This is a genomic window from Rhodococcus sp. UFZ-B548 (assembly GCF_903819475.1).
GTDB classification, from domain to species: Bacteria; Actinomycetota; Actinomycetes; order Mycobacteriales; family Mycobacteriaceae; genus Rhodococcus_F; species Rhodococcus_F erythropolis.
In genome coordinates, this window is sequence record NZ_CAIJDS010000011.1 from 123,326 (window position 1) to 149,766 (window position 26,441).

A 26,441-nucleotide genomic window follows, 5' to 3' on the forward strand; every position below is an offset into this window, starting at 1 on the left:
TAGCGTCGAATCGTATGACTGCACTCAACGCTTTTGCACGTACCGGTGCCGCGGTCTTTGCGGCCCTTGCGATCTCCGGCGTGATGATGCCGGGTACCGCGGCAGCGGCGCCGAGCACGGTTCCGTTCCAGGTCGACCCTTACGTCCCGCTCGTCGACTTGCCCACTCCCCACCTTGCAGCGATCGTCGGCGAAGAACCGGGCGTCGCCGTGCTGCACGTGCAACGCGCACCCGGCGACGGAAACCCCCACTCCGCGGTCGTCCACTGGCTCAGTCTCGGCACCGGAGCGTACGGATCCGCATCATTTCCGACACTGGATGCACAACCCGTCACCATTCGTCCGGGCTCGGGTCAGGTCGTCGCATACGTCGATCCCCAGGCGATCGGAACACCGGGCCTCGGAACCTTTTTCGTGCCCTGACACCTGCGTATCCTCCAGACCGTGGTCCCTGCTCTGACAGGGCCTGTCACGTCGACAGCATCCGGGTCGCGATCCGCAATGCCGAGTCTTCCGCGGCATCCAATGCCCGTGATTGCTCTGACGTGATGTTGTCACACAGCCAATCCCAGTGCATCGTCACCAAGGCGCCCTGGACGGGCGTCGGTGCGAGTGAGCGGCGGTCAACGCTCCATCGCACTCGCTGCGTCACCGGCGTGCCGCGTACGAGTTGCTCACCGTCGAACTCGAGCGGGGACGAAACCACCAACGCGTGCTCCTCACTCACGTCCTCGACCACTCCCCATCTGATCCGGCAGTTCTGGAGGACGGACAGTGGGACCGCACCGCGCTTCCGAAGAAGCTTGACCCACGGATACACCAGAAATACGTGAAAACTGTGGTGCGCGAGCGCGCGGTCCCGATCCCCGAGGGCAGGGAGAAACCCGGTGTTTTCGCGTTCACCGAATGCCCCCCTCAAGTGCTGCAACAACGCCCCCGAATCAAGCGAGTCGAGGAGATCACCTCCTACCCAATAGGCTTCGATCACTCGCGGATCGAGAGGATCGTCGATGCCCGCACTTGCGGCCAATGCCTCGAGGTACGGCCACGCACCGTCGAATTGACGAGCGCGATCACGGTCGCCGCTGCCCGAGTTGCCGCTGGCCAGACGAAGCAGCACTGAAGGATCGTCGGGTCCGCAGTAACCCAACTCGTTCGGCGGATACGCGTAGCGGGCAAACAACGCCGGCCCGTTCATACCGACGGCAGTCATCAGCAGATCCGCGGAAGTTGTTCACCTGCCGGCAAATCCACTACCCGATTGCCTCCCAATGCCGTACGCGCCACCACCATTCCGCGATGTTCGGCCACGCACTCCCCGATCACGGCAGCTCCCGCACTCAGCGGATTACCGCGCATCGCTTCCAGAATTCGGTCGGAGTCTTCTCGCGGAACGAAGGCGATCAACTTACCCTCGTTGGCGACGTACAAAGGATCCAAACCGAGTAGCCCACAGGCGTCGCGCACGTCAGCGGGAATCGGCAGATCTCGTTCCACCAGCGCAACACCGATGTTCGACGCTTGAGCGATCTCGTTGAGGGTGGCGGCAACTCCGCCCCGGGTAGGGTCGCGCAAGACATGGATGTCGACGCCGGTGGCAATCATGTCGGCGACCACGCTGTTGAGCGACGCGCAATCACTGCGCACCTCGGTCCCGAATTCGAGACCTTCGCGACAACTCATCACGGCCACCCCGTGAACACCGATGTCGCCGCTGACGATCACGACGTCACCCTCTTGTGCGCGAGTGGGGTTGATGTCCACCCCGTCGGCGACAATCCCGATTCCCGCGGTGTTGATGAAGACTCCGTCGCCGTGACCGGCATCGACAACTTTGGTGTCACCCGTCACCAGTCGAACGCCGGCAACGTGCGCAGCCCGCCCGAGCGCCTTCGCGATCCCTGCGATGTCGGTCAACGCGGTCCCTTCTTCGAGGATGAATGCCGTCGACATCACCAAGGGTTGTGCTCCCGCCATCGCCAGGTCGTTCACCGTTCCGTTGACCGCAAGATCGCCGATCGTTCCGCCGGGAAACACCATGGGTTTCACGACGTACGAGTCCGTTGAGAAGGCGAGCCGCACCCCGCCGATGTCGAATACAGCCGAGTCGCCGAGCTCGGCATCGGCAGCGCTTCCGAACGAGGGCAGGAACAGATGCTCGATGAGCTCGGCGGACATCGCTCCCCCACCGCCGTGTCCCATGACGATGTTCGGCGAATCACGCAGCGGCAGTGGGCACACCCATGCCGACAGGTCCACGACAGCGGTCTCCTCAGCCGGCATGACCCGCCTCCTGCAGTTCCAGGCGTCGGTACAGGTAGTACGCAGCGCACGCCCCCTCGGACGACACCATCGTGGCACCGAGTGGATTCCGCGGAGTGCATTCCTTCCCGAAGGCACTGCACTCGTGTGGCTTGATCAAGCCTTGCAATACTTCACCGGACCGGCAGACACTCGACTCGTCGGTGTGGATATCGGTCACCGAAAAACGTTCTTCCGCATCAAAATACGCATACTTCGGCGCCAGCTGCCAACCACTGTCCGGGATCGATCCGATGCCGCGCCACGTCCGGTCCGACACCGCGAACACATCCTCGAGCATCGCTTTCGCTGCGGTGTTGCCCTCCGCCGTGACAGCACGGGCGTAGGCATTTTCGACCTCGTGTCGACCCGATTCCAACTGCAGCACAGTCTTTCTGATGCCCTCCAGGAGATCCAGCGGCTCGAATCCGGTGACGACGATCGGGACCTTGTACTTCTCGGCGAGGGCCGGGTACTCCGACGTTCCCATCACACTGCACACATGCCCGGCCGCCAGAAATGCCTGCACGCGGCACTCTGGCGAGTCCATTATCGCGGCCATTGCCGGCGGGACCAGAACGTGCGAGACGAGCAGCGAGAAGTTCTTGATACCCAGGCGATTGGCCTGATAGACGGTCATGGCGTTGGCCGGCGCTGTGGTCTCGAATCCGATCCCGAAGAACACCACTTGCCGGTCCGGATTCTCCTTGGCAATAGTCAGTGCATCCAACGGTGAGTACACCACGCGAACGTCGCCGCCGGCGCTCTTGATCCGGAACAGATCCGACGAACTCCCCGGAACTCGCAACATGTCCCCGAATGAACAGAAAATGACATCGGGCTTTGCCGCGATTTCGAGAGCTTTGTCGATGATCTCGAGCGGCGTGACGCAGACCGGGCAACCAGGTCCGTGAATCATCTCGATCTGCTCTGGGAGTAGTTGATCGATGCCGTGCCTGATGATCGAATGTGTCTGACCACCACACACTTCCATGATCGCCCATCGGCGCGTGGCCAGCGCGCGGATCTGATCCAGCAGTTTGCCGGCCAGTTCCGGATCGGAGAACTCGTCCAGATACTTCATGATTCCGTCTCCTTCGGTTCGATCCCGGCGGCCCGGGCAGCCCTGGCGAACCCGTCACCGAATTCCTCTTCGAGTACGCCGAGGTGTTCGAATTCCGCCAGCGTGCTGCGTGCGGATTCCTCGTCGAGTCGTTGGATCGCGAATCCGACGTGCACCACGACGTACTCGCCGACTCGGGCGCCCGGAATGTATTCGAGGCACACTTCTTTTCGGACGCCACCGAAGTTCACCACCGACATCGTCGTTCCGTCGCGTTCCTCCAAGGACTCGATACGTCCTGGTACGGCTAGGCACATGGCACAACTCCTGACCTCATGACGAACTCCCGACCAGCACTTGGCCGTAGGCGAGACCACCGTCGTTCGGTGGTAACTGCAGTCCTGTCAACGGCGTGAATCCGGCTTCTCCGAGCAGGGCACACGCCCGGACGAGCAGGAGAGGGTTCTGAAACACGCCTCCGGTGAGAACTACCTCGTCCACTCCCGCCAGTTCCCGGCCACGGATTGCCCACTTGAGTACGAGGTGCGCGACGGATTCGTGGAAGCGCGCGCCGATCACGTCGGCGGGCACCTTCGCCCGGAGATCACGGACAACGGCCCGAATGACCGACCGTGGATCAGCTGTCCATGAATCGTCGTCCGACTGCACCCAGTCGAAGGTGTACCGCGACGGGGCGCAGTCGACTCCCCTCGAAATGCCCTCCAGTTCGATGGCGGCCTGCGCTTCGTAGTCGACGCTCTGACGAACCCCGGTCAGCGAGGAGACTGCATCGAACAACCGCCCCATGCTCGAGGTGTCCACACACCCGAAACCGGTTGCCAACTGGTGAAGTAGGACCGACTGCTCTCGTGGCGGACAGGCTGCCACCGGCGCCAGGTCGGATTCCCAGTCCAACCCGGCATGCCAGAGGTGGGCGAGCGCCATTCGGTACGGTCGTTCCACTCCGGCATCGCCCCCTGGCAGCGGTACGTATCCCAGATGCGCGAGACGGCGATAACCCTTGTACGTCGCCAGCAGCAATTCCCCTCCCCACACTGCGCCGTCCGCCCCGTAGCCGGTGCCGTCGAACGCTATTCCGAGAACCGGTTCGCTCCCGTCCCGGCCGTTCTCCCCCATCACGGAAGCCACATGGGCGTGGTGATGCCCGACGACGCGCACCGGTCGGTCGCCACTACGACTGCGAGCCCACGAGGACGAGCGATACCGAGGATGCTCGTCACAGGCAATCTGGTGCGGCACTACTCCGGTGATCGACTCGAAGTGACTCTCCGAGGCAGCAAAACTGTCGATGACAGCGAGGTCGCCCATGTCTCCGATGTGCTGACTCGGCCAGACATACGCACCCTCGGCAAGACAGAAGGTGTTCTTCAGATCGGCCCCGACCGCCAAGGTGGGCGGTAGATCGAACGGCGCCGCAACGGGCAGCGGTGCATATCCGCGCGAGCGACGAAGCAACTGTCGTCCGTTGCCGACTATTCGCATCACCGAGTCGTCACACGGCATCAAGATCGGACGGTTGTGGGTCAACACCCCGCCGGCCAGGTCACCCACCCGTTCGAGATCGTCGTCAGAGTACAGAATTGGCTCGCCGCCGATGTTCGCCGACGTCATCACCAACGCCGCGGGGCCCGCAGCGTCTCCCGCCAACCCGAGAAGAAGATGCTGAATCGGATTGTAGGCCAGCATGATTCCGATGTCCGGAATACCTGGGGCAATCGAGGGAGACAGCGTGTATCCAGACGCTTTGGCAACCAGCACTATGGGACGCTCGCGCGAGGACATGGCATCGGCCTCGGCATCCCCGACCACACCCAGCGCTCTGGCTTCTCTCACATCGCGCACCATCACCGCCAACGGCTTGCTCGGTCGATGCTTGCGTTCACGCAAATCGTGAACCACGCGATCATCACGCGCATCGCAGGCCAAGTGGAATCCTCCAATTCCCTTGACAGCAAGAATCTTCCCGTCTCGTAGCAGCGATCGGGCTCGTAGCAGTGCACCCTCGCCGGTCTCCGTGGGCGCGTCGCCTTCCACGAACGAAAGCGTTGGACCGCACTCCGGGCAGGCAATCGGTTGCGCATGAAACCGGCGGTCGGAGGGATCCACGTACTCTGCCGCACAGTTCGCGCACAACGGGAACCGCTTCATCGTCGTAGCGGCCCGATCGTAGGGCATCGACTCGATGATCGTGAATCGTGGACCACAATTGGTGCAGGTGATGAAGGGATGACGATATCGCCGATCGCTCGGATCAGTCAGCTCCCGCAGGCAGTCGTCGCAGATCCCGACATCGGCCGGCGCCAAGGTTCGCCCGACCGCCCCCGCATCCGTCTCGATGATGCAAAACCCCTGACGACCTAGCGGCGGCGAGTCCTCGCGCTCTATCGACTCCACTCGTGCCAGCGGTGGGGGGCGGTTTCGCACCCGAGCGACAAACGCATCGATTGACTCTCCGTCGCCTTCGATGTCGATCACGACCCCGAGAGCAGAATTTCCCACCGAACCCGACAGTCCCAGTTCGGTCGCAGTCGCGTGAACGAACGGCCGGAATCCCACCCCCTGGACTACGCCACGAACGATGACACGGCTGGCGATCATCATGTCCCGACCTCGCCGGTACGAGTATCGGACTCGTCGATCTCACCGTCTTGACCACGGCCCATCAGTTCGAGGCCGGCCCGGGCGCGCTGTGCTCCCTGTTCGTCGACCTTCTCGACTGCAAAGCCCATGTGGATCACCACCCAGTCACCTGCCGTGACGGTGCCTTCGTCGAGCATCCCGATGTTGACCTTGCGCGGTGCACCTTCCACGTCGACGAGGGCGAGTTGACCGCCGTATCCGTCCAGTAGTTCGCGTACCCGTCCCGGAATCCCCAGACACATGACTCACACCTCCGGCCCCAATGTGGTGGCATCACAATCCACGTCGATCGACCGGACGAGTGCCATCACCGCAGAGGCGGCTTGCCCTACCGAATCACGCATCTCTGCACTCAATCCGATTCCGTCGCCGATCGATTTCGCGTGTGCCCCCACCACGAACGTCCGCGGGAGTGCTCCGCCGAGGGCCTGCAGGCTGGCAAACACCGAACTCGGATGCATCGAGTGTGCGTCGAAACCTCCTTGCGGACCTTCACTTTCGGGATCCACTTCGATGATCGCAAGCTTCCCCGGCACTCCGGTCACCGGTAATGCGTCGATCAGCACCAGCGCGTCCCACGACTCCAACAAGTCGTATGCCAGATGCACACCACGAATCCCGTAGTCGACCAGGCGAACCCCCGTCGGGAGATTCTCATGCTGCAACGCTCGAACAACTTCGGGGCCGAATCCGTCGTCTTCGAGAAATATGTTTCCGACGCCTGCAATCAGCACGCGCACAGTGCTTTACATCTTTCGCATTCGCAGATAGCGCTGGATGTCCGGCATCGACACCACCAGAACGATCGCGGCTGCGATCGCGGTGGCGCCGAGAAGTGCCGTCGACAGCAATCCCATGCTCCTCATGGCGGGTTCTCCTCTCGATAGCAGTGAAGTCCGAAAGCTGTGAAGTCCGATAGCTGTGAAGTCCGACAGCGTGAAGTACGTCAACTCGCGCCGTCTCGCGGCACCGGCTCTACCTCGTCCGGCGCGAAGTACAGGTAGCGGCCGTACCAGTTGTGCAGATCGGCGGCCGGGTCGTCCAAGAGCGTCACCCCAACATGAATGTCGCCGTCCACGTCTTCATGAATGGTGGCGACGTGGGCGATCCGGCCGTCGAAGAACAGGTCCTGAGCATCAGCGCGACGTGAGGGGTGAAGCCGAACCGTACTTCCACCACAGACGCGGACGCCGTTGATCAATACTGCGTCGGTGCGTGGTTGAACACTGGTGTCGGCTTCCGGCGTCCACCAGTCCACGCCGTCAGGCACCTCGGGTATCAGATCAGAACCGGCAATCGAATCTCGCAGCACGCCGTGCAGGCCGGCTAGATCGTCGGCCGTCAAGCTCTCACATCGATCGATGATGTCGGCAGCTTTCGAGTCGGTAGCCCGCGCCCGCGCCTTTTCCTCTTCGGTCATGGCGAGAATTCTCAGGGTGAGAATTTCGTCGATCTCCGTCGAGTCGAACAGGGATCCTTCGCTCTGCGGCGCAATCTCGGGAAAGTCGTACAGGATGATCGGTGACACCAGAACGGTGTGCGATGTACCGGGGTGAGTCGGATCCTCGGTCCCCGCAAGCACGGGATAACAGCGATTTTGCCGCAGCGGCTCCGAGTGATCTGGTTCGTCGAACAACGACACGAACCTCGAGCCTGCGCAGGTCAAAATGACGTGAGTGCCGAGCATCGACTGCGCCGTGGCCGTGCCCTTGTCCCTCATGTCGACGCTCGTGTCGTTCATGATGCTCACGGAGATCACCCTGCGTCTGTCCCCTGCGGAGGCGTTCAATTCCAAGCAGCCAGTCACCGGAAGCCGTGTCCGAACGACCCGTCCGACTACCCGGCCCAGAGAATCCGCCAGAGTCTCGCCGTCGACAACTCCCGCCGCACAGAAGGATTCTTCGACTCCGGCCTCGAGTTCGTCCAGACCCCACGGACCCAAGACGATCTCGGATTCGGTGGCTTCGTCCCACGAGATCGCCTCGTGCCCGTCGACGGCCAACCGATCCACCGGAATCCACGCGCCGCCGGCGCCGAGTCGTTCAACCGTCCGCGACTGGTGGTGCAAAAATCTCACCGTCGCCGTTACTTCGGCGCCGCTCCGCTCGAGTTCGCCGAGCAGACATTGGGCGGACATCGACGGTTCCTCGCCGACTCCGTCACCGGCGGCGCCGGGCGGTCCGAGAACCCCGAACTGCCAACGGGATTGATTCTTCGCCGAGCCGGCCCGGTAAGGATAGAGAAGATATCCCTCGTACAGGACAGCGTCGGCCACGGCCCGAACGTCGTGATCCATCTCAGTTCGGGTCATCGGGGCACCTCGCTCGCCGTGAGCAACTGCCGCACGGCTGATTCGAGGTCCGTGAAGCCGTGCGCTGCCTTGAATCGCACGAGATCGGCAATCGTCTCATGGTCGAGGCGTACCCAACCAGAGGCCGGATAATGCGTGGCCATCAGCTGTTTCCACACGTCGACCGGCAATTCGTAGGCAGCAGATCTGTCCCACGGGATCTGCTGTACCGAGAAACCGCGCTGCCCGTCGGTGAATACGGTTCCGCTCAGTAGAACCACGATCGGAATCGTTCCGTCACGGAGTGCGTGCATGTACTTCGACGCCGTCACCGAGAAGTCGTACGTACACGCCATGGGTAAGGCCGCGACCGTTGTTTCCGTGAATCCCTGAACGACCGCGGAACACTCCATCCACAAGAAGGTTCGCAGCGTACTCGACCAACGCTCCCGCGGACCGAACAAATCGCGCAGGGCGTCGCCTTCCTCGTCGGAGTACGGCCGGCGGTGCGGTTCGATTCGAACCTGTGCGCGTAGAGCGACTGCTCGGACGGTCGCGCCGGTAGTCTCCGACATCCTCAATCTCACCGTCAGATTTGGTGTAACCGCATACGGTTCCACCTCCACGTTGTCGACCGAGAAGTCGAGGACGGTCATGCCGACCTGCTTCGCGCCTCGACGCGCCCGAAGAACTCGTCCACCGCGCGCGCGGCATCCTGGCCCCCGTCGAATCCGCGCCACACTGTGCGCAGCCTGCCCACCAGCTCGTAGCAGGCGTCGATCGGAACAACGAAGCATCTCGGCGATTGTCCTGACGCGGGCACCGAGACAATCAACGCCTCGACGTCGGCCCGCATCTGCGAGAGCCCCGGATTCTCCGCGAGCACAGTCTCGAACGAGTCGATGGGCAGCTCGGATTCGGTAGCTCCGGCAGGTCCCGGATAGAAGACTATGTACTTGTCGAGGAGTGAGTTCCGAAAGAAGAATGCCAGTCCGACGGGGATTTCCAGGGACTCCCACCGGCCAGGGGCGAGTTCGAAGCCCGGAAATTCGAGATACCGATCGGGAACCGCTTTGTATCGGAGATCCGCGTCGACCGGCGCAAAGAGCAGATAGCAGGGACGGCACACGCACATCAGGCTCCGGACCTGTACGTCCACGACGTGTTGGTGTTCGTCACCTATGCCCGCCGCGCACATCTCACACAGCGGCCCGGTCGGAACGGCGCGCGTCGAGGCGATTCGCGTGAGTACCTCTCCCACAGTGGTTTTCATGACCAGGCTTCGTCCACGGCTAGGTCACCGGCAACACGGAATCGTCGGCAAGCGCGACCGAGAGCACACCGTCGCGAATAAGCACCGGCAGAGGCGCCAGGTGCTCGGAGCCGGTGCCGACCCGCGCACCCGCTCCGTACACGCTGAAGTGGGCAGAGCACATCGGACAGGTAAGGACAGCGGCGTCTCGGACAGGAAGGCCCATCATGCGTTCGAGCACAGCCCCCGCCATCGAATGGTCACATACGGGGCAGTGGTCGCGATACGCGTACAGATCGTCACCGGAGCGGCAGACCAACAGATCGGTATCCGATACCCGGAAACCCGCGACCTCACCCGCGTCGACTTCGGCAAATTCGGGGACCTCCACCCAGTGCGCGCCTCCCCCGTCGGCGTGTACGTGCGAGAACAGGGACTCGACCGAGATCACACCCGACTTCAGCTCGTGCGAATCCGGTGTTTCGACGTCGATTCCGGTGGTCTCGGGTGCCGCCGCCTGCACCGCGTCCTGGACCGCGGTTTCGAGGGTCACCGACGACGAAGGGCAACTGTTACAGCTTCCGAGAAGCCGTAGCCGCACCACGCCGTCCGCCACCTCGATCAGTTCGACGTCCCCGCCGTGCGAGCCGAGGTACGGACGCACGCTGTCGAGCGCAGTGCGTACGCGGGTCTCGACGTCGTGCGGGTGAAGTCCGTGCACCAGTAGGAGGCTCGACACCAGATCGTCGCGAACCATCGCATCCATCATGGCCGGATCCGCCAGTGCGACGGTGCGTTCGAGTGCGGCGCCGTACAACTGCACGACCTCGCGCACCAGTTGCTCGGCGCGATCCCTGGCCACCGGGCCTGCACCGGCATTGGCCTGCAACAACGTCTCGATGCGTTCACCTGCTCCGCGCCAGTAGTCGGCCGATTGCTCCATCGATCACTCCCCGGTCACGGACTGCGTCGGAGAGTACAACTTCTCCAGGGTCTTACCGCCGCCGAGATACATGTGAACACCACACGGCAGACAGGGATCGAAACTACGCACGGTCCGCATGATGTCGATGCCCTTGAAGTGGTCTCGATCGTTCTCCTCGAAGATCGGCTGACCCTGCACGGCATCCTCGTACGGACCGGGGGTTCCGTAGCTGTCGCGCGGGCTCGCATTCCACGGGGTCGGTGGGTACGGGTGATAGTTCGCGATCTTGCCGTCACGAATCACCATGTGATGTGAGAGAACTCCGCGGACGGCTTCGGTGAATCCGCAACCGATTCCCTCGTCCGGAACCTCGAACGACTCCCACGTCTTGGTGCGGCCTGCCCGGATCTCGACAAGCGCCTTCTCTGCGAAGTGAAGGGCAGCCGCTGCTGCGTATGCCTGGAAATACGTTCGCGCACGGTTTCTTTCGAGAGTATTGCTGCCATGTTCTGGAATCTTCCACTCGAGCGAGACGGGACCTTTCAGTGCTGTTTTCGGAAGATTGATCTTCACACTGTGTCCGGTCGACTCGAGGTATCCGATGTCGACCAGGCCGGCAAGAGCGGTGCTCCACAGACGAGCCAATGCTCCCCCGCCGGTATCCAGAGCGAGGTTGTCTTTTCCGTCGAACCATCGCGGTGACATGACCCAGCTGTACTTGTCCTCGAGATTACGCTTCTGCGGATGTGGGTTGGTGTGTTGATTCCACGGGTGCCGGCGATCGACCGGGTTACCCAGCGGATCGGTTTTGACGAACATCTCCTGATCACTCCAGTCCTCGTAATACGAGGACCCCAGCATGATTCGGATACCGAGGTTGATGTCCACCAGATCCGTGGTGACCAACTTTCCGTCGACAACCACACCGGGAGTGACAAACATCTTCCGGCCCCAGTCGGTCATGTCCTTGTACGAGAAATTGCAGTACTCGGGGTCTTGGAACGATCCCCAACAACCCAGCAGGGTCCGCCGCAGGCCAACCTTTTCGTAACCGGGCAGCGCCTGGTAGAAGAAGTCGAACAGGTCGTCGTGCATCGGCACGACCTTCTTCATGAATTCGACGTACCGCATCAGTCGCGACATGTAGTCCGTCATCAGTTCGATCGTCGCGACGGTTCCGACGCCGCCGGGATAGAGCGTCGACGGGTGGACGTGCCTACCCTCCATCAAGCAGAACATTTCGCGAGTCGAACGCGAGACTTGCAACGCTTCGCGATAGAACTCACCCGTGAACGGATTGAGAGTCCGCATGATGTCCGCGATCGTGCGATAACCGTGCTGCTCCTCGTGCGGGCAGCGCGTGTTCTCTGCCTGCGCCAGCACACCGGGATTCGTCTCGGAGACCATCTTCTCGCAGTAGTCGACTGCGACCAGATTCTCTTGAAAAATGTTGTGGTCGAACATGTACTCGGCGGCCTCGCCGAGATTGACGATCCACTCGCCTAGATGCGGCGGCTTGACGCCGTACGCCATGTTTTGTGCGTAGCACGAGCACGTGGCGTGATTGTCACCGCAGATGCCGCAGATACGACTGGTGATGAAATGCGCGTCGCGCGGGTCCTTCCCCTTCATGAACAGGGAATACCCACGAAAGATCGACGACGTGCTGTGGCACTCCACCACTTCGCGATTGGCGAAGTCGATCTTGGTGTAGATACCCAGACTGCCGACGATTCGGGTGATGGGGTCCCACGCCATCTCGACAAGACCGTCGCGGTCCGCAGTCGAGGTGGGTTCGGGAACGATGGCCGTCATTGCAGTGCCTCCCAGAGACGTTGCTCACGAACTGATTTGAAGGTATCCGGTCGGTCACCAGGTACGCGTCGCACCGGTGAGCAACTTCGACCCGCGCTCGCGCCAGTGCGGTTCCTTGTCCAACGTGTGACCGGTGATCCGGCGCAGACTGTGGATCACGGACCCGTACATTCCCACCGCATTGGTGGAGAGTTTGCCGCCAGGTGGTTCATCCATGAACGGCATGAATTTGTCCGGGAATCCCGGCATTGTGCAGCCGATGCAGATCCCGCCGACATTAGGGCACCCGCCGACTCCGTTTATCCAACCACGTTTGGGGACATTGCATTTCACGACCGGTCCCCAACATCCCAGCTTGACGATGCACTTCGGCGACCCGTACTCCGTCGCGAACTCGCCCTGCTCGTAGTACCCGCCACGGTCACAGCCCTCGTGAACGGTGGCACCGAAAAGCCACTGCGGGCGGAGGGATTCGTCCAAGGGAATCATCGGCGCCTGATCAGTGGCCATGTACAGAAGATAGGTCAGGGTCTCGGAGAGGTTGTCCGGCTGAATGGGACACCCGGGAACGCACACGATCGGGATGCCCGCCTTCGATTTCCAGGTCCACCCGAGATAGTCCGGCACGCCCATCGCACCGGTCGGATTTCCGGCCATCGCATGTATGCCGCCGTAGGTTGCGCACGTGCCGACCGCAACTACCGCAGTGGCTTTCGGTGCCAGCTTGTCGAGCCATTCGCTCGTGGTGACCGGTTGGCCGGTTTCGCGATTGTTCCCGAAACCACACCAGTACCCCTCGTCGTGAAGTTTCTCGTTCGGTATAGATCCTTCGACAACAAGAACAAAGGGTTCCAATTCTCCCCGGTCGGCTTTCCAGAACCATTCCAGGAAATCGTCAGCGCCGCCCTGCGGTCCACATTCGAAGTCGATGAGCGGCCAATGAACCGCCACCTGAGGCAGGCCGGGCAACGCACCGAGCGCGATCTCCTCGATACTGGGTTGCGTGGCCGCGGTGAGCGCCACCGAATCACCGTCGCAACTGAGACCGGCATTGATCCACAGCACGTGGATCAGAGTTTCTTCCGCTTTGGCCGCTGCGCTTTCGGGGGTAGCTGCGCTTTCGGAGGCAGGTTCCGCCGTGGTGCCAGCAGTCGATTTTTGTGTGTCCATGTCAGCCGCTTTCACGGGTGCACTTGCGCCTGATTCTCGGCGCCGCTACTGCCTGACACGCTATGGCCTCAAATTGCTGCGGCACCGAAACGCTGACGCCACCGGAGTCGAACCTCGGCCCACTTGCGTGGCACCCACTCATTTCATTAACTACCCGAGCAGATCAGTTGTCAACGGCCACCGGAGAAATCGCCGAACGACTACCGATCCACTCGTACCACTCGTCCATACCCTCACCTGTCGTGGCCGATAGAACAACAACGCGCACAGCAGGATTGAGTATTTTCGCTTGCGCGACACAGGCATCGACGTCGAACTCGACGTACGGGAGCAAGTCGATCTTGTTGATCACCACGAGGTCCGCGACGGCAAAGATGTGCGGGTACTTTTTCGGCTTGTCGCCCCCCTCCGGCGTCGAAATTAGGACAACCTTGCCTTCCTCGCCCAGGTCGAAGAGCGCGGGGCACACCAGGTTTCCTACGTTTTCGATCAGAAGCAGCGACCCGTCCGCGGGGTCCAAGGCGCGCAGCGCGCGGTCGATCATCTCGGCATCGAGGTGACAGCCCGCCCCCGTGTTGACCTGGACCACTGACGCGCCGGCCTCACGAATCCGCTCGGCGTCGAGCCGGGTTTCCTGGTCACCTTCGATCACGGCAATCGGTCGTTGTCGTCCTAGTTCCCGGATCGTTCGCGCCAGCAATGTCGTCTTACCCGCGCCGGGCGAACTCATGATGTTGAGCGCCGTGATTCCGCGACCACGCATCCACTCACGATTGTGAACCGCAATGCCGTCGTTCTTGGCAAGCACCTGCTGCTCGAGAATTACCGTGTGGTCGGAGTGACCGTGCCCATGGTCATGGTCATGGTCGTGGTCGTGGTGGTGACCGTGCCCATGGCTGTCGTCCTGCTCGTGTTCTCCGCCGGCGACGACCGACACCCGAGGTCCCGTGGCGTCCCCGCACCCACACGTCGCGCACATGCTCAGCTCACTTCCATCGACAGGATCCGCAACTCGCGGCCGGCGAGCACCTCGACATCAGCACTGCCGCACCCACACAACAAGAACATGTCGGGCGGCGAGAAAGTCACGCCACAGCTATTGCATCGCGCGCTGGTTGCAATCTGATCGATGTGCAAGCTGGCACCCTCGGCGTGAGTACCCGCCGTGACAACGTCGAAGCAGAACAGCAGAGAGTGTGGAACCACTGCGCAGAGTTGCCCTACTTCCAGCCGCACACTCGATACTCGTCGCTCGCCGGCACGCTCGCACACGGCTTCGACCACACTCTGCGCAATAGACAGCTCGTGCACGGTGAAACCCACGATTCGTGATCCGGAAACCTCCCTTCCACGATAAGCACCAACCGCCGCTGTGCGTAACCCGTACACGAAAACAGGCTGCGATCCGCAACTACTTGCGGATCGCAGCCTGTGACAGCGTTATTCGTGTGACGAACGCCGGCGAGAAGGATTACGGGTTCGGAACCGGCACCTTCGTCGTCGTGGTCGTCGACGTCACTGTCGTAGTCGGGGGCGCCGTCGTTGCATCCGTTCCCGCTACCGGTGTGGTCGGAACTGTCGACGTCGGCGTCACTGCCGCCGAACCCGTCGGAGTGGCAACCGCTCCCGATGTGACCGACGCCGATCCTGCCGCAGGCACCTGTGACGTGGTTGCGGGCGCTCCAGCAGATCCCGTGGAGCCAGTGGTCCCGGCCGGTGCCTGACCGGTTCCGGTGCCTTCAGCCACCGCGGCGTCGCCCTCAGCATTGCCGTCAGCCATGTAGGCATCGACAGCAGCACTGATCTGTTCCGGGGTCGGCTTCGCCGTTGTGTCGACGGGCTTTCCTTCCTTCGCCTGCTGGGCGAGGTAGGTGAGCCAGGCCGCTGCGTACTCAGCTGAAGTCAACGGCTTGCCGTTGGCCGCATCCGCATCTCGCCAGTAATCGAAGTGGTGTCCGACGTCTGGAGCGAGTGTCTGCTGGTAGGGGTCGCTCAAGATCACGGGAATCGTGTTCTGGTTGGTAGCAATCAGACCGACAATCTCCTTGAAAAGCTTCTGCGGCAGATATGCCAGCGGAGACACCTTGTCGGTGGACACCGTCTCGCCCTCGGCTACCGGCGCCGGCGCGGGTGTTTTTCCGGGCTTGTACTCCGGATCCGAGACCTTGAGCATCACCTGAAGGAATGTCTCGTCACTCTGCATCCAGTTGGGATTGGACGAAATGTCTGCGAACGCCTCGAAGACGATCTGGCCGAACACCACCGCGACGTCCTGACCGGTGGCCGGGTTCAGACCCTGCGCTTCGAGTTGGTCGATGTTCAACTGCCGACCGACATTTGCCGCCAAGATCAACAGAGAGATGTTGCTGGGAGCCGAGCAGGTGAAGTCACCGTCCGAGCAGAAGGACGCGACCTTGCCGTTCAGCTTGCCGAAACCTCCGGCAGTGCCGGGGAGTACACCTTCGCCAGGTGTCGCGGAGGTGCCGTTCTGGTACTTCGTATTGAAGTTATCCGGGTTCGTGAACGGATTCGTGGCACCGAGGAACGTGCCGTCGCCCGCTTCACGGCCTGCATCCGCCAGCATGACCACACCGACAACCTTGTCCGGGTCGACCCCGAACTCGTTGTTCTCCTGCGTACCGATGTCCATCGCGACGCGACGCACCACATCGGCGCCTTCGCTGTACCCGACGATCGAGAACTGAGTCTTCGGGCATTCCTTGGCGATGGCACTCATCACGGACTGCGTATTTGCAGCGCCGGCAGCGACGGCATCCTCGTAGGACGCCATGTTGGCCGGGTACGCGATGTACACAGCCGCGTACGAGCCGGGCTTGTTCGCGTTGACGGAGCCTGCCGGGTTGATCACCTGGTCGACGCGTTCACTCTTGTAGTCACCGGACAGGGCGGCCGGCAGCGGCTTCCCGTCGGCTCCCAGCAACATCTTCACCGTCGAAGCGTCCGGTGTGTCGTGTCGACCGGCAACCGCGATGCTGACCATGTCGTGACACTCGGTGACCGACGACGTCAATTGTGTCTCGATCGTGCGTGACTCCGGAGAGTCCACAGCGACCGCAACCGCGACCAGTGCGGCCACGCCGAGCGCTGCGGGCGCTACTGCACCCGCCAGTATTCGATGTCGCGAAAAGAACCCACGAACCGGCATATCTTCTCCCCAATCAACTTTTGGAAAACGTACGACCGACCCCCGGGGCGTCACGCAACGTCATTCGAGTAGTCGTCCAGTATGAGAGAAGCGTTACAGGAGGTAACGATTTCAGTCGAAAATAATGACCTGTCGGATTGCTTTTCCGTCCGCCAGTTCGTCCATGCCGGAATTGATGTCGTCCAACTCGATTCGCGAGGAGATGAGCTTCTCGACCGGTAGCTTCCCGTCCCGCCACATCTGCGCGTAGATCGGGATGTCGCGGGCGGGGACCGCGGATCCGAGGTAACTGCCGATAATGGTCCGCGCTTCGGCCACCAGCCCGAGCGGCGAGATCGACGAGCGCGCATCAGGCGCAGGCAACCCGACCGTGACGGTCGTGCCACCCGCTGCCGTCGCGGCCACGGCTGTCTCGAACGCCCGAGCATTTCCCGCAGCTTCGACGACGATGTCTGCGCGAACGCCACTCTCGGACAGGCCGGACGGTGTGAAGACCTCGGTCGCGCCCAGTTCCAGCGCCTGAGCCAGCTTGGACTCCAGTGCGTCGACGCCGATGACGTTCTCGACCCCGAGTGCCCGCGCCGCCAGGATTGCGGCCATCCCGACGCCGCCCAAGCCGACCACCATCACAGTGTCCGCCGGGCGAGGCTTGGCCGCGTTGAGTAGCGCTCCCCCGCCGGTCAACACCGCGCAGCCGAGTACGGCTGCAATCTCAGCCGGAATATCGTCTTCTACGGCAACTACGGACTTGGCGTTGACCACCGCATGCGTCGCGAAACCCGAAACGCCGAGATGATGTTTGACGCTCTCGCCGGAGCGCCGCAGTCGTTGCGCGCCACCGAGCAAACTGCCGTCGTTGTTGGCGGCGCTACCCACCGTGCACGGCATCCGGCCGTCAGTGGCGCATCCCGCGCACTCGCCACACCGCGGAAGAAAAGTCATCACGACGCGGGTGCCCACCGACAACGAATCAACGCCGTCGCCGAGTTCGACGATTCGACCAGCTGCCTCGTGGCCCAGCAACATCGGCACGGGGCGAACGCGATTCCCGTCGACCACGGAGAGGTCGGAGTGACAAAGCCCGGCAGCTTCGATCTTGACGAGGATCTCACCCGGGCCCGGGGATTCGAGGTCGAGTTCCGAAATCGAAATCGGAGTCGACTCCGCAAAGGGACGCTCCCGGCCGATCTCCTCGAGCACTGCACCACGGATCTTCAACTGCACACCCCGATTTCGATAGTTCGAACTACTTGCCCACGATCCCGCGTACCGACGCGGGAAGATCACGAACCCGCTTGTACGGGCCGACGACGGCGGCTGCAAACGGCCTCGTCAACAGCACCTGCGCCACCTCGAGCACCTCTTCGGAGGTAACCGCGTCGATGGTCGCGAGCGTCTGCGCAACACTGCGATGGTTGCCGTAATTGAGTTCACTGCGACCGATACGGTTCATGCGTGAACCTGAATCTTCCAGTGCCAGAACCAATCCGCCGCGCAGCGATCCCTTGGCGCGGGCGATCTCGGCATCGGTGATTCCGTCCGTCGCCACGTTCGCAAGTACCTCGCGGATCACTGTGGCAACCTCCCCGAGGTTCTCCGGCTGGCAACCCGCGTACACGGAGAACGCTCCGGTGTCCGCGAAGGTGTCTACGCCGGAATAGACGGAGTACGCAAGCCCCCGCTTCTCGCGAATCTCTTGGAACAGACGAGAACTCAGCCCGCCGCCCACTGCGGCGTTGAGAACAGACAGGGCCCAGCGATGACCCTCGTGCCGACCGAACGCGCGTACTCCGAGCGCAAGGTGGACCTGCTCGCTGTCGCGGTGGGTCAAGCTCAGTTCAGGCATCGTTCGCAAACGCAGAGTGCCTTCGCGCCGCGGCGCCGGCTTGACTCCACGCTCGAGATGCCCGGCGAAGGCGCGGCGAGCGAGCGTCACAACCTGCTTGTGGTCGACGTTCCCCGCTACTGCCAGCACCATCCGCTGCGGCGTGTAACGCCGAACATGGAAGGAATGCAACTGATTGCGCGACATCGACTCGATCGATTCGACGCTACCGATGATGGGACGACCGACAGGATGATCTCCGAACAACGCGGTCAGGAAGGCGTCGCCGAGCAGGTCTTCCGGATCGTCGTCTCGCATCGCGATCTCTTCGAGCACTACTTGCCGCTCGACGTCGACATCCGCAGTTCTGCAGCGCCCACGCAGTACGACGTCGGCAACAAGGTCCACCGCCATCGGGAGGTCCTCGTCGATCACGTGCGCGTAGAAACAGGTGTGTTCCTTCGACGTGAATGCATTGAGTTCGCCGCCCACACCATCCATGACCTGCGCGATGTCCAACGCGGTCCGTGACGGCGTCGACTTGAACAACAGATGCTCGAGAAAATGCGCGGCACCGGCCACACTCGGCTGCTCGTCGCGGGAACCGACTCCGACCCACACGCCGACGGAGGCGGAATGCACACCGGGGATGAATTCGGTGACGACGCGCAGGCCGCCGGGAAGGACCGTGCGCTGCACTCCCGATTCAGGAGTCGCATCGATCGGCGATTTCAGCACAGCGCTGCGGCTGCGCGTGGTGTTGGGAGTGGTCTTTGCCATGAAAAGGTTCAGCAGTCCTCGGTGCAAGTGTTGAATCAGGTATCTACAGGCTCGTGTCTACAGACAGTACAGATGCGGCCCCGCACGGAAATCCGCGCGGGGCCGCATCAGAGTACGAGTGAGATCTACTCGGAAGCAGCCTCGTCGGCGGCCGGAGCGGCAGCCTCGTCGTTGCCCTCTTCGACCGGGATCAGCGAGATCTTGCCACGTGCATCGATGTCGGCGATCTCGACGCGGATCTTGGATCCGACGTTGACCACGTCTTCGACCTTGGCAATGCGCTTACCGCTGCCCAGCTTCGAGATGTGCACCAGTCCGTCGCGTCCCGGCAGGAGCGAAACGAAGGCACCGAAGGCGGTGGTCTTGACGACCGTGCCCAGGAACCGCTCGCCGACCTTGGGGAGCTGCGGGTTGGCAATGGCGTTGATCATGTCGATCGCGGCCTGTGCAGACGGTCCATCGGTGGCGCCGACGAACACGGTGCCGTCGTCTTCGATGGAGATGTTGGCACCGGTCTGCTCGGTGATGGAGTTGATCATCTTGCCCTTGGGGCCGATGACCTCACCGATCTTGTCGACGGGGACCTTGATGGCCGTCACGCGGGGAGCGAACGGGCTCATCTCGTCCGGGGTGTCGATGGCTTCCGCCATGACCTCGAGGATCGTGGTCCGCGCATCCTTCGCCTGCGAGAGTGCACCGGCAAGAACCTGCGACGGGATGCCGTCGAGCTTCGTGTCCAGCTGCAGGGCCGTGACGAAGTCCTTGGTGCCTGCGACCTTGAAGTCCATGTCGCCGAAGGCGTCTTCGGCGCCGAGGATGTCGGTCAGAGCGACGTAGCGGGTTTCACCGTCGACCTGGTCGGAGACCAGACCCATGGCGATACCGGCAACCGGAGCGCGAAGCGGCACACCGGCGTTGAGCAGTGCGAGCGTGGACGCACACACCGAGCCCATCGAGGTGGAACCGTTGGAGCTCAGAGCCTCGGAGACCTGGCGAATCGCGTAAGGGAACTCTTCGACGCTGGGCAGAACCGGCATGAGAGCGCGCTCGGCGAGTGCACCGTGACCGATTTCGCGACGCTTCGGCGAACCAACGCGACCCGTCTCACCGGTGGAGTACGGCGGGAAGTTGTAATGATGCATGTAGCGCTTGGTGGTCTCGGGACCGAGCGAGTCGACCTGCTGAGCCATCTTGACCATGTCGAGAGTGGTAACACCCAGGATCTGGGTCTCGCCGCGCTCGAACAGTGCGGAGCCGTGTGCGCGCGGGATGATCGCGACCTCGGCGGACAGCGAACGGATGTCCGTGACGCCGCGGCCGTCGATGCGGAACTGATCGCGCAGGATGCGCTGGCGAACCAGCTTCTTGGTGAGCGAGCGGAACGCTGCTCCCAGTTCCTTCTCGCGGCCTTCGAAGTTGGGTGCAACCTGCTCGAGAACCTCGACCTTGACCTCGTCGGTCTTGTCGTCGCGTTCCTGCTTGCCGGCGATTGTCAGTGCGGCATTGAGCTTTTCGGACGCAGCAGCCTCGACGGCAGCAAAAACGTCGTCCTGGTACGCCGGGAAGACCGGGTAGTCACCCGTGGGCTTTGCAGCCTTGGATGCCAGTGCTGCCTGAGCAGCGCACAGGCGTGCGATGAACGGCTTGGCGGCCTCGAGGCCTTCGGCGACGATGGCCTCGGTCGGTGCCTGAGCGCCGTCGGCGATCTTCGCGATGACGTTGTCGGTGGCCTCGGCCTCGACCATCATGATCGCTACGTCGGCGTTGTCACCGCTGCCGGACACGACGCGGCCGGCTACGACCATGTCGAAGACGGCGTTCTCGAGCTGATCGACCGTCGGGAATGCAACCCACTGGCCGGCCTTGTTGTCCTCGGAGACGATGAGTGCAACACGCACGCCACCGACGGGTCCGGAGAACGGCAGGCCCGCGATCTGCGTCGACGCGGAAGCGGCGTTGATGGCCACGACGTCGTACAGATCCTGCGGGTTGAGGCTCATGACCGTGACGACGACCTGGATCTCGTTACGGAGACCGTCGACGAAGGACGGGCGCAGCGGCCGGTCGATGAGGCGGCAGGTCAGGATCGCGTCGGTGGAGGGGCGTCCCTCACGACGGAAGAACGAACCGGGGATGCGGCCCGCTGCGTACATACGCTCTTCGACGTCCACCGTCAGGGGGAAGAAGTCGAAGTGCTCCTTGGGGTGCTTGCTGGCGCTCGTGGCGGACAGCAGCATGGTCTCGTCGTCCAGGTAAGCAACGACGGCGCCGGCGGCCTGCTGAGCAAGGCGTCCGGTCTCGAAACGGATGGTGCGGGTACCGAAGGACCCGTTGTCGATCACGGCGGTGGATTCGAACACGCCTTCGTCGACCTCTACTACGGAATTCTCTGTCATTCTTTTCTCTTCACTTCCCTCTCGTCTTCGCCGTACCCGCGCGGGCGTTTCCACCCTCCTGGTGGAAACTGCGCACCGAGGGACGTCCCCCTCTTGAATTGCAGACGCTCCTTGCGATGCGAGCGATTTCTGCTTCGGGACGTCACGACGTTCGGGCGGCCGTCGATCGAAGTCCGCCGGAGCTTTCGGGCACTTGCCCGGTCCGGAGAACCACTACCGACAACCGACACCACGTTCTCTGGTGCATACGGTGTGCTGGCGGCGCACTGCACAACTGTGCGTAGACAACTGTGCATAGCGCCGACAGCGGAAACTGCCTTGCGGCAGCTAACGCCGAAAGCCAGCGAAGCCCAGTATATGCGTGGCTTCGCCGGCTAACGGAGTGTTCGGCAAACCGAAGCGTGCCGTGTTGCTTTCGATCAGCGTCGTGAGAAAAATCTAGCGACGCAGGCCGAGACGCTCGATGAGCGTGCGGTAGCGAGCGACGTCAGTCTTTGCCACGTACTTCAGCAGACGACGACGGCGACCGACCATCAAGAGCAGTCCACGACGCGAGTGGTGGTCATGCTTGTGGGTCTTGAGGTGCTCGGTGAGATCGGTGATGCGCTTGGTGAGCATTGCCACCTGAGCTTCAGGCGATCCCGTGTCGGTCTCGTGCAAGCCGTACTCGCCGAGAACGACCTTCTTTTCTTCCGTGGTCAATGCCACTTGATTCACTCCTGTGATGACGTTTGCGTGAAAGGAACTAGATCGGTGCGGCCACCGCAAACCGCAGCACGCACCGAGAGAAGATCCTACCAGCAGCAATGAGGCGCTTTCGCCCACCTGGAGCGAATGTGGCCGCCGCCACTAGTGCAACGAGCTCAACCTACGCTGCGCTCTGCATCCTCACTCAGGATTTGGCGTGCGCGTTCGACGTCTCGGTTCATCGCCGTGATGAGCGACTCGATCGAGTCGAACTTCTCCATGCCGCGAATCCGCGAAACCAGGTCGACAGCGACGTGTTGTCCGTACAGGTCTGCTTCGGTGTCGAGAACGTACGCCTCGACGGTTCGGGTCCGGCCGGAGAAGGTCGGGTTGGTGCCTACAGACACTGCGGCTTGGTATCGACGACCGGGAACGACAGTTCCGAGTTCCTCGCCGGCGCCGAGCACCGTGAACCACGCTGCGTAGACGCCGTCGGCCGGAATCGCCGAAAACATCGGCGGTGCAACATTGGCCGTCGGGAATCCCAACTCGCGTCCACGCTTGTCACCGTGGACGACCACACCTTCGACACGATGTGGACGGCCGAGAGCTTCGGTAGCCGCTTCCATGTCGCCTGCGTCGACGCACGAGCGGATGTAGGTCGACGAGAACGTCACCGCGTGCTCGGCGAGCAGCTGGACGCCGTCGACGGCAAAGCCGAAGCGAGCGCCCATCTCACGAAGAAGATCGACATTGCCGAGCGCCTTCTTGCCGAAGGTGAAGTTGTCCCCCACCACCACCTCGGCGACATGCAGACGTTCGACGAGAATTTCGTGGACGTAGCGCTCCGGCGTCAGCTTCATGAAATCAGCGGTGAACGGCATCACGCAGAACACGTCGATGCCCAGATCCTGAGCCAATTCGGCACGCCGTTGCAGCGTCGTCAACTGGGCTGGATGACTACCCGGCCGCACAACCTCCATGGGATGCGGGTCGAATGTCATCAACACGCTCGGAACACCACGTTTGCGGGCAGCGGTAACCGCTCTCGCTATCAATTGGGCATGCCCACGATGCACACCGTCGAACACACCGATAGTGAGCACACAACGACCCCAATCGGCCGGAACTTCGTCGAGACCACGCCATCTCAGCACGATTGGCAGCCTACGGGTCCACCGGCGGCGGGTCACGTTCGGACCCGCCCAGCGAATCACCGCTGTGCTGCCGCTCACGTACGGAAGTTCCGGATTTCGTAGCCTAAGCTAAGCGTTGTGGCAGCTCACAAGACCGGAACCTCGGAAGCATCATCGACGTCGGATGGCGACAGCACTTCGACGCACGGCGCGGCAATCGACACGCTCGCACTCTCGTCGGTGGCTCAGGACTACCTCAAGGTCATCTGGACGATCCAGGAGTGGTCCCACGAGCGGGTGTCCACCAAGCTCCTGTCCGAGAAGATGAACGTCTCGGCTTCGACGGTGTCCGAGGCGATCCGCAAACTCTCGGACCAGGGCCTCGTCGATCACGCCCGCTACGGTTCCATCGCTCTGACGGACAGTGGCCGCGCGGCTGCTGTGTCCATGGTCCGGCGCCACCGGTTGATCGAGACCTATCTGGTTCAGGAACTCGGGTACGGCTGGGACGAAGTCCACGACGAAGCCGAAGTCCTCGAACACGCCGTTTCCGATCTGATGATCTCGCGGATGGACGCCAAACTGGGCTTCCCCGAACGTGACCCGCACGGCGATCCCATTCCCGCCACCGATGGTTCGGTGCCGACTCCCCCGGCCCGTCAGCTCAGCGACTTCGCCAACGGCGAGCGGGGCCGCGTTGCCCGGATCTCCGATTCCGATCCCGAAATGCTTCGGTACTTCGATTCCGTCGGCGTCAGTCTCGATGTCGACATCACTGTCGAAGAACGCCGTGATTTCGCCGGAACAGTGTCCGTTCGACTCGGCGACAGCCCCGACACCATCGACCTGGGAAGCCCAGTCGCTCAAGCAATTTGGCTCGTGTAGTCGAGGCCGCTCAGCGCGGCAGACGATATCGCCGTTCCACGGGCCGGACTCCGTCGGTCCGGGTCCAGTCGGCGAGCCTCTCGTCGACGAACACCCAACCTCGACGCTCGTACAGCGCGATCGCCGGCAAAGCGTCCTCGACGACGTCGAGCACCAGTTCCAACTGACTTTCTGCTGCGAAATCCGTGACAGCGTCGAGTAGCGCACCGCTGAGGCCGTTTCCGCGGGCATGGGGATGAACGAACAATCGCGACACGGCTATCGATCCCGCGGTGGTGGGCGCGCCTGCAACCTCGCGGTCGACGGCCACATGACCGACAACACGGCCGTCGCCCTCACCGACCCACGCCTTCACCACCGTGGGCGAACTGAGCCAGCGGTGCGGGTTCTGTGGCCACGTGTTCGGATATCCGTCGCACTCGTGGACCTGTGCCAGCGCATCGACGCAACCGTCGAGGTCGCCGTCGACACGCTCGCGGACGATCACCCGCGAAGCGTCGCCGGTCGCACGACCATCACCGAACTGGCGCGTCGACCCTTCTCCTGCAGAAGCGCAATCGTGTGACCGGTGGGATCGATCGCCGCACAGATCCCCTTCATCCCGATCGGCTCGAGCCAGCGCCCCTGGCTGATCGCCTCGGCTTCCTCCGCCGTGATCTGCCGATGCGGAAAAGCCGTCTGCGCGGCCTGATCGATGTCGAGGCTCACACCCGGCTGTTCCGCGAGATCTTCGAGCGTGCGCGCATGTTCGAGAGTGAACGGCCCGACGCGGGTGCGGCGCAATGCCGTCAGATGACCACCGACGCCCAATTCACGACCGAGGTCGCGTGCAAGCGAGCGGATGTATGTTCCGGAAGAGCACTCAACGTCTACATCCAGATCGACGAAGCCACCAGGGACATCTCGCCGAGCCAGAACTTCGAAAGTCGACACCGTTACCGGGCGCGGCGCCAGCTCGACGGTTTCTCCCGCACGCACCAGGGCATGTGCGCGTTGACCGTCGACCTTGATAGCGCTCACGCTTGCCGGGATCTGCTTGATGTCTCCGGTCAGCGTTGCCACGATCGCCGCGATCTCCGCGTCCGTCACCTGCGAAGCGTCTGCGGAAGTCAGGACCTCCCCTTCGGCATCGTCCGTGTCCGTCGCTGCACCGAGGCGAATGGTCGCCGAGTACGCCTTGGTTGTCAGTGCCAGGAGTCCGAGCAACTTGGTCGCACGCTCGACGCCGAGAACGAGGACGCCGGTCGCCATGGGATCAAGAGTCCCGGCATGTCCCACCTTGCGGGTGTTCAACAACTTGCGGCATCGCGCGACCACGTCGTGGCTGGTGATGCCCGCCTCTTTGTCGACAATCAGGATTCCGGCGCCGACAAGACCGGAGGAAGGCTTTTCACGAGCTGACACGTGTGCCGATTCTGCCAGTCGCGCTCACTGCACCGAAATTGCCGTCAGAATAAGCCCGTCCGACACCAACCACCTGCCGTCGAAAGAGGTGAGCGGCGGACCAGACGTCGCCTCACCGGGGACCAGCAGACGCGAGTTGAAAGTTCCTGAAGTGTCCGACTCCGCCTCGAATGTGATGTGTGCGTCCTCGAAACCCAACCAGCGCCCGGTGAGCGGAAACCACGCCTTGTACGTGGCTTCCTTCGCGCAGAAGAGCACTCGATCCCAGTGCACCGGACCGCCGGTTTCCTGAGTGTCCAGCCACGTTCGTTCCGCTTCGATGCTGACCGCGGGCAATACCCCGTCCGGCAGCGGGCCGTGCGGCTCGGCGTCGATACCGAGTGAGCGGACCTGCATGGAGTACGCCAGGACAGCGCCGCGGTAGCCGTCGCAATGGGCGAGGCTTCCGACCACTCCCTGCGGCCAGAGTGGGGCACCACGCTCGCCGCGCATGACAGCGGCAGACGGAACACCGAGCTTGCCCATCGCCTGACGCGCAAGGTGCCGGGTAGTCACGAACTCGCGACGGCGCTTCTCGACCGCGCGGCCGATCAACGCCTCCTCACTGGGGTGCGGAACCAGACCGGGCGGATCCACGAAGGCCTCGGCCGTCGCAACTCCACCGGGAAGAATCTGTTCGATCACGT

At 62.5% G+C, this 26,441-nt stretch carries 27 protein-coding genes; 2 read left to right on the forward strand and 25 right to left on the reverse strand.

The window, feature by feature from the left end; genetic code table 11:
* Positions 1 to 14: 14 nt before the first annotated feature.
* On the forward strand, positions 15 to 422 hold the full coding sequence (locus tag H7C86_RS12705; protein WP_019748092.1) for a hypothetical protein: 408 nt from the start codon (positions 15 to 17) through the stop codon (positions 420 to 422).
* A gap of 46 nt (positions 423 to 468) precedes the next feature.
* On the opposite strand, the gene H7C86_RS12710 is transcribed toward H7C86_RS12705, so the two are convergent.
* The 22 genes from H7C86_RS12710 to H7C86_RS12810 all read right to left on the reverse strand — a co-directional run bounded on the left by H7C86_RS12710 (position 469) and on the right by H7C86_RS12810 (position 23,487).
* Positions 469 to 1,212, reverse strand: a complete 744-nt coding sequence (locus H7C86_RS12710) for a DUF6390 family protein (protein ID WP_182261632.1) — start codon at positions 1,210 to 1,212, stop codon at positions 469 to 471.
* Positions 1,212 to 2,282 carry a hydrogenase expression/formation protein HypE gene (gene hypE, locus H7C86_RS12715; RefSeq protein WP_182261633.1) on the reverse strand — a complete coding sequence of 357 codons (1,071 nt, stop codon included), beginning with the start codon at positions 2,280 to 2,282 and terminating at the stop codon, positions 1,212 to 1,214. The genes H7C86_RS12710 and hypE overlap by 1 nt, the downstream gene beginning before the upstream one ends.
* Positions 2,272 to 3,384 (reverse strand): hydrogenase formation protein HypD, encoded by a 1,113-nt coding sequence (gene hypD, locus H7C86_RS12720; protein WP_020969419.1) that lies wholly within the window; start codon positions 3,382 to 3,384, stop codon positions 2,272 to 2,274. The genes hypE and hypD overlap by 11 nt, the downstream gene beginning before the upstream one ends.
* The gene (locus H7C86_RS12725) at positions 3,381 to 3,680 is read right to left on the reverse strand and encodes a HypC/HybG/HupF family hydrogenase formation chaperone (RefSeq protein ID WP_020907459.1); all 300 of its coding nucleotides are present in this window, start codon (positions 3,678 to 3,680) and stop codon (positions 3,381 to 3,383) included. The genes hypD and H7C86_RS12725 overlap by 4 nt, the downstream gene beginning before the upstream one ends.
* 16 nt (positions 3,681 to 3,696) lie before the next feature.
* Positions 3,697 to 5,985 carry a carbamoyltransferase HypF gene (gene hypF / locus H7C86_RS12730; RefSeq protein WP_182261634.1) on the reverse strand — a complete coding sequence of 763 codons (2,289 nt, stop codon included), beginning with the start codon at positions 5,983 to 5,985 and terminating at the stop codon, positions 3,697 to 3,699.
* The gene (locus H7C86_RS12735; RefSeq protein WP_021333538.1) at positions 5,982 to 6,266 is read right to left on the reverse strand and encodes a HypC/HybG/HupF family hydrogenase formation chaperone; all 285 of its coding nucleotides are present in this window, start codon (positions 6,264 to 6,266) and stop codon (positions 5,982 to 5,984) included. Before H7C86_RS12735 ends, hypF begins: the two co-directional genes overlap by 4 nt.
* A gap of 3 nt (positions 6,267 to 6,269) precedes the next feature.
* Positions 6,270 to 6,764: a hydrogenase maturation protease gene (locus tag H7C86_RS12740; protein ID WP_021333537.1), complete on the reverse strand. Its 495-nt coding sequence runs from the start codon at positions 6,762 to 6,764 to the stop codon at positions 6,270 to 6,272.
* A gap of 6 nt (positions 6,765 to 6,770) precedes the next feature.
* Entirely contained in the window at positions 6,771 to 6,890 is a 120-nt protein-coding gene (locus H7C86_RS37930; RefSeq protein ID WP_003942178.1) for a DUF6893 family small protein, read from the reverse strand.
* Between the two features lie 80 nt (positions 6,891 to 6,970).
* The gene (locus H7C86_RS12745) at positions 6,971 to 8,335 is read right to left on the reverse strand and encodes a hypothetical protein (RefSeq protein WP_182261635.1); all 1,365 of its coding nucleotides are present in this window, start codon (positions 8,333 to 8,335) and stop codon (positions 6,971 to 6,973) included.
* A complete protein-coding gene (locus H7C86_RS12750; protein ID WP_021344000.1) occupies positions 8,332 to 8,970 on the reverse strand; it encodes a DUF6084 family protein in 639 nt (212 codons plus the stop codon). The genes H7C86_RS12745 and H7C86_RS12750 overlap by 4 nt, the downstream gene beginning before the upstream one ends.
* Entirely contained in the window at positions 8,967 to 9,587 is a 621-nt protein-coding gene (locus H7C86_RS12755; RefSeq protein WP_166655195.1) for a DUF5947 family protein, read from the reverse strand. Before H7C86_RS12755 ends, H7C86_RS12750 begins: the two co-directional genes overlap by 4 nt.
* 19 nt (positions 9,588 to 9,606) lie before the next feature.
* Positions 9,607 to 10,509 carry a NifU family protein gene (locus tag H7C86_RS12760; protein ID WP_182261636.1) on the reverse strand — a complete coding sequence of 301 codons (903 nt, stop codon included), beginning with the start codon at positions 10,507 to 10,509 and terminating at the stop codon, positions 9,607 to 9,609.
* 3 nt (positions 10,510 to 10,512) lie between these two features.
* A complete protein-coding gene (locus H7C86_RS12765; protein WP_182261637.1) occupies positions 10,513 to 12,306 on the reverse strand; it encodes a nickel-dependent hydrogenase large subunit in 1,794 nt (597 codons plus the stop codon).
* Positions 12,307 to 12,360: 54 nt separating this feature from the next.
* Positions 12,361 to 13,476 (reverse strand): NiFe hydrogenase small subunit, encoded by a 1,116-nt coding sequence (locus H7C86_RS12770; RefSeq protein WP_020969412.1) that lies wholly within the window; start codon positions 13,474 to 13,476, stop codon positions 12,361 to 12,363.
* Positions 13,477 to 13,639: 163 nt separating this feature from the next.
* Positions 13,640 to 14,455 carry a hydrogenase nickel incorporation protein HypB gene (gene hypB / locus H7C86_RS12775; protein ID WP_182261638.1) on the reverse strand — a complete coding sequence of 272 codons (816 nt, stop codon included), beginning with the start codon at positions 14,453 to 14,455 and terminating at the stop codon, positions 13,640 to 13,642.
* 2 nt (positions 14,456 to 14,457) lie between these two features.
* The gene (locus tag H7C86_RS12780) at positions 14,458 to 14,787 is read right to left on the reverse strand and encodes a hydrogenase maturation nickel metallochaperone HypA (RefSeq protein ID WP_020907448.1); all 330 of its coding nucleotides are present in this window, start codon (positions 14,785 to 14,787) and stop codon (positions 14,458 to 14,460) included.
* Positions 14,788 to 14,947: 160 nt separating this feature from the next.
* The gene (locus H7C86_RS12785; RefSeq protein WP_007735070.1) at positions 14,948 to 16,642 is read right to left on the reverse strand and encodes a cutinase family protein; all 1,695 of its coding nucleotides are present in this window, start codon (positions 16,640 to 16,642) and stop codon (positions 14,948 to 14,950) included.
* Between the two features lie 111 nt (positions 16,643 to 16,753).
* A complete protein-coding gene (locus H7C86_RS12790) occupies positions 16,754 to 17,860 on the reverse strand; it encodes an alcohol dehydrogenase catalytic domain-containing protein (protein ID WP_182261639.1) in 1,107 nt (368 codons plus the stop codon).
* 28 nt (positions 17,861 to 17,888) lie between these two features.
* A complete protein-coding gene (locus H7C86_RS12795; RefSeq protein ID WP_182261640.1) occupies positions 17,889 to 19,247 on the reverse strand; it encodes a pitrilysin family protein in 1,359 nt (452 codons plus the stop codon).
* A gap of 125 nt (positions 19,248 to 19,372) precedes the next feature.
* Positions 19,373 to 21,643: a polyribonucleotide nucleotidyltransferase gene (locus H7C86_RS12800; protein WP_020907444.1), complete on the reverse strand. Its 2,271-nt coding sequence runs from the start codon at positions 21,641 to 21,643 to the stop codon at positions 19,373 to 19,375.
* A 438-nt stretch (positions 21,644 to 22,081) separates the two neighbouring features.
* Positions 22,082 to 22,351: a 30S ribosomal protein S15 gene (gene rpsO, locus H7C86_RS12805; RefSeq protein WP_003942254.1), complete on the reverse strand. Its 270-nt coding sequence runs from the start codon at positions 22,349 to 22,351 to the stop codon at positions 22,082 to 22,084.
* Between the two features lie 155 nt (positions 22,352 to 22,506).
* Positions 22,507 to 23,487: a bifunctional riboflavin kinase/FAD synthetase gene (locus tag H7C86_RS12810; RefSeq protein WP_019748071.1), complete on the reverse strand. Its 981-nt coding sequence runs from the start codon at positions 23,485 to 23,487 to the stop codon at positions 22,507 to 22,509.
* A gap of 117 nt (positions 23,488 to 23,604) precedes the next feature.
* Here H7C86_RS12810 and H7C86_RS12815 point away from each other — a divergent pair, with 117 nt between their 5' ends.
* Positions 23,605 to 24,351, forward strand: a complete 747-nt coding sequence (locus H7C86_RS12815; protein WP_283551619.1) for a metal-dependent transcriptional regulator — start codon at positions 23,605 to 23,607, stop codon at positions 24,349 to 24,351.
* A 10-nt stretch (positions 24,352 to 24,361) separates the two neighbouring features.
* Here H7C86_RS12815 and H7C86_RS12820 read toward each other — a convergent pair whose 3' ends face one another.
* The 3 genes from H7C86_RS12820 to H7C86_RS12830 are packed head-to-tail and all read right to left on the reverse strand — an operon-like array spanning position 24,362 to position 26,439.
* Positions 24,362 to 24,838, reverse strand: coding sequence for a GNAT family N-acetyltransferase (locus tag H7C86_RS12820; protein WP_182261641.1), 477 nt, complete (start codon positions 24,836 to 24,838; stop codon positions 24,362 to 24,364).
* A complete protein-coding gene (truB, locus tag H7C86_RS12825; RefSeq protein ID WP_021333527.1) occupies positions 24,835 to 25,755 on the reverse strand; it encodes a tRNA pseudouridine(55) synthase TruB in 921 nt (306 codons plus the stop codon). Before truB ends, H7C86_RS12820 begins: the two co-directional genes overlap by 4 nt.
* A gap of 24 nt (positions 25,756 to 25,779) precedes the next feature.
* Positions 25,780 to 26,439 carry a 4'-phosphopantetheinyl transferase gene (locus H7C86_RS12830; protein ID WP_182261642.1) on the reverse strand — a complete coding sequence of 220 codons (660 nt, stop codon included), beginning with the start codon at positions 26,437 to 26,439 and terminating at the stop codon, positions 25,780 to 25,782.
* Positions 26,440 to 26,441 lie beyond the last annotated feature (2 nt).

Excerpts from the sequence above, each read along its gene's own strand:
- H7C86_RS12705 (WP_019748092.1), top strand. The coding sequence starts at position 15 with ATGACTGCACTCAACGCTTTTGCACGTACCGGTGCCGCGGTCTTTGCG.
- H7C86_RS12710 (WP_182261632.1), bottom strand. The coding sequence starts at position 1,212 with ATGACTGCCGTCGGTATGAACGGGCCGGCGTTGTTTGCCCGCTACGCG.
- hypE (WP_182261633.1), bottom strand. The coding sequence starts at position 2,282 with ATGCCGGCTGAGGAGACCGCTGTCGTGGACCTGTCGGCATGGGTGTGC.
- hypD (WP_020969419.1), bottom strand. The coding sequence starts at position 3,384 with ATGAAGTATCTGGACGAGTTCTCCGATCCGGAACTGGCCGGCAAACTG.
- H7C86_RS12725 (WP_020907459.1), bottom strand. The coding sequence starts at position 3,680 with ATGTGCCTAGCCGTACCAGGACGTATCGAGTCCTTGGAGGAACGCGAC.
- hypF (WP_182261634.1), bottom strand. The coding sequence starts at position 5,985 with ATGATGATCGCCAGCCGTGTCATCGTTCGTGGCGTAGTCCAGGGGGTG.
- H7C86_RS12735 (WP_021333538.1), bottom strand. The coding sequence starts at position 6,266 with ATGTGTCTGGGGATTCCGGGACGGGTACGCGAACTACTGGACGGATAC.
- H7C86_RS37930 (WP_003942178.1), bottom strand. The coding sequence starts at position 6,890 with ATGAGGAGCATGGGATTGCTGTCGACGGCACTTCTCGGCGCCACCGCG.
- H7C86_RS12745 (WP_182261635.1), bottom strand. The coding sequence starts at position 8,335 with ATGACCCGAACTGAGATGGATCACGACGTTCGGGCCGTGGCCGACGCT.
- H7C86_RS12750 (WP_021344000.1), bottom strand. The coding sequence starts at position 8,970 with ATGACCGTCCTCGACTTCTCGGTCGACAACGTGGAGGTGGAACCGTAT.
- H7C86_RS12755 (WP_166655195.1), bottom strand. The coding sequence starts at position 9,587 with ATGAAAACCACTGTGGGAGAGGTACTCACGCGAATCGCCTCGACGCGC.
- H7C86_RS12760 (WP_182261636.1), bottom strand. The coding sequence starts at position 10,509 with ATGGAGCAATCGGCCGACTACTGGCGCGGAGCAGGTGAACGCATCGAG.
- H7C86_RS12765 (WP_182261637.1), bottom strand. The coding sequence starts at position 12,306 with ATGACGGCCATCGTTCCCGAACCCACCTCGACTGCGGACCGCGACGGT.
- H7C86_RS12770 (WP_020969412.1), bottom strand. The coding sequence starts at position 13,476 with ATGGACACACAAAAATCGACTGCTGGCACCACGGCGGAACCTGCCTCC.
- hypB (WP_182261638.1), bottom strand. The coding sequence starts at position 14,455 with ATGTGCGCGACGTGTGGGTGCGGGGACGCCACGGGACCTCGGGTGTCG.
- H7C86_RS12785 (WP_007735070.1), bottom strand. The coding sequence starts at position 16,642 with ATGCCGGTTCGTGGGTTCTTTTCGCGACATCGAATACTGGCGGGTGCA.
- H7C86_RS12795 (WP_182261640.1), bottom strand. The coding sequence starts at position 19,247 with ATGGCAAAGACCACTCCCAACACCACGCGCAGCCGCAGCGCTGTGCTG.
- H7C86_RS12800 (WP_020907444.1), bottom strand. The coding sequence starts at position 21,643 with ATGACAGAGAATTCCGTAGTAGAGGTCGACGAAGGCGTGTTCGAATCC.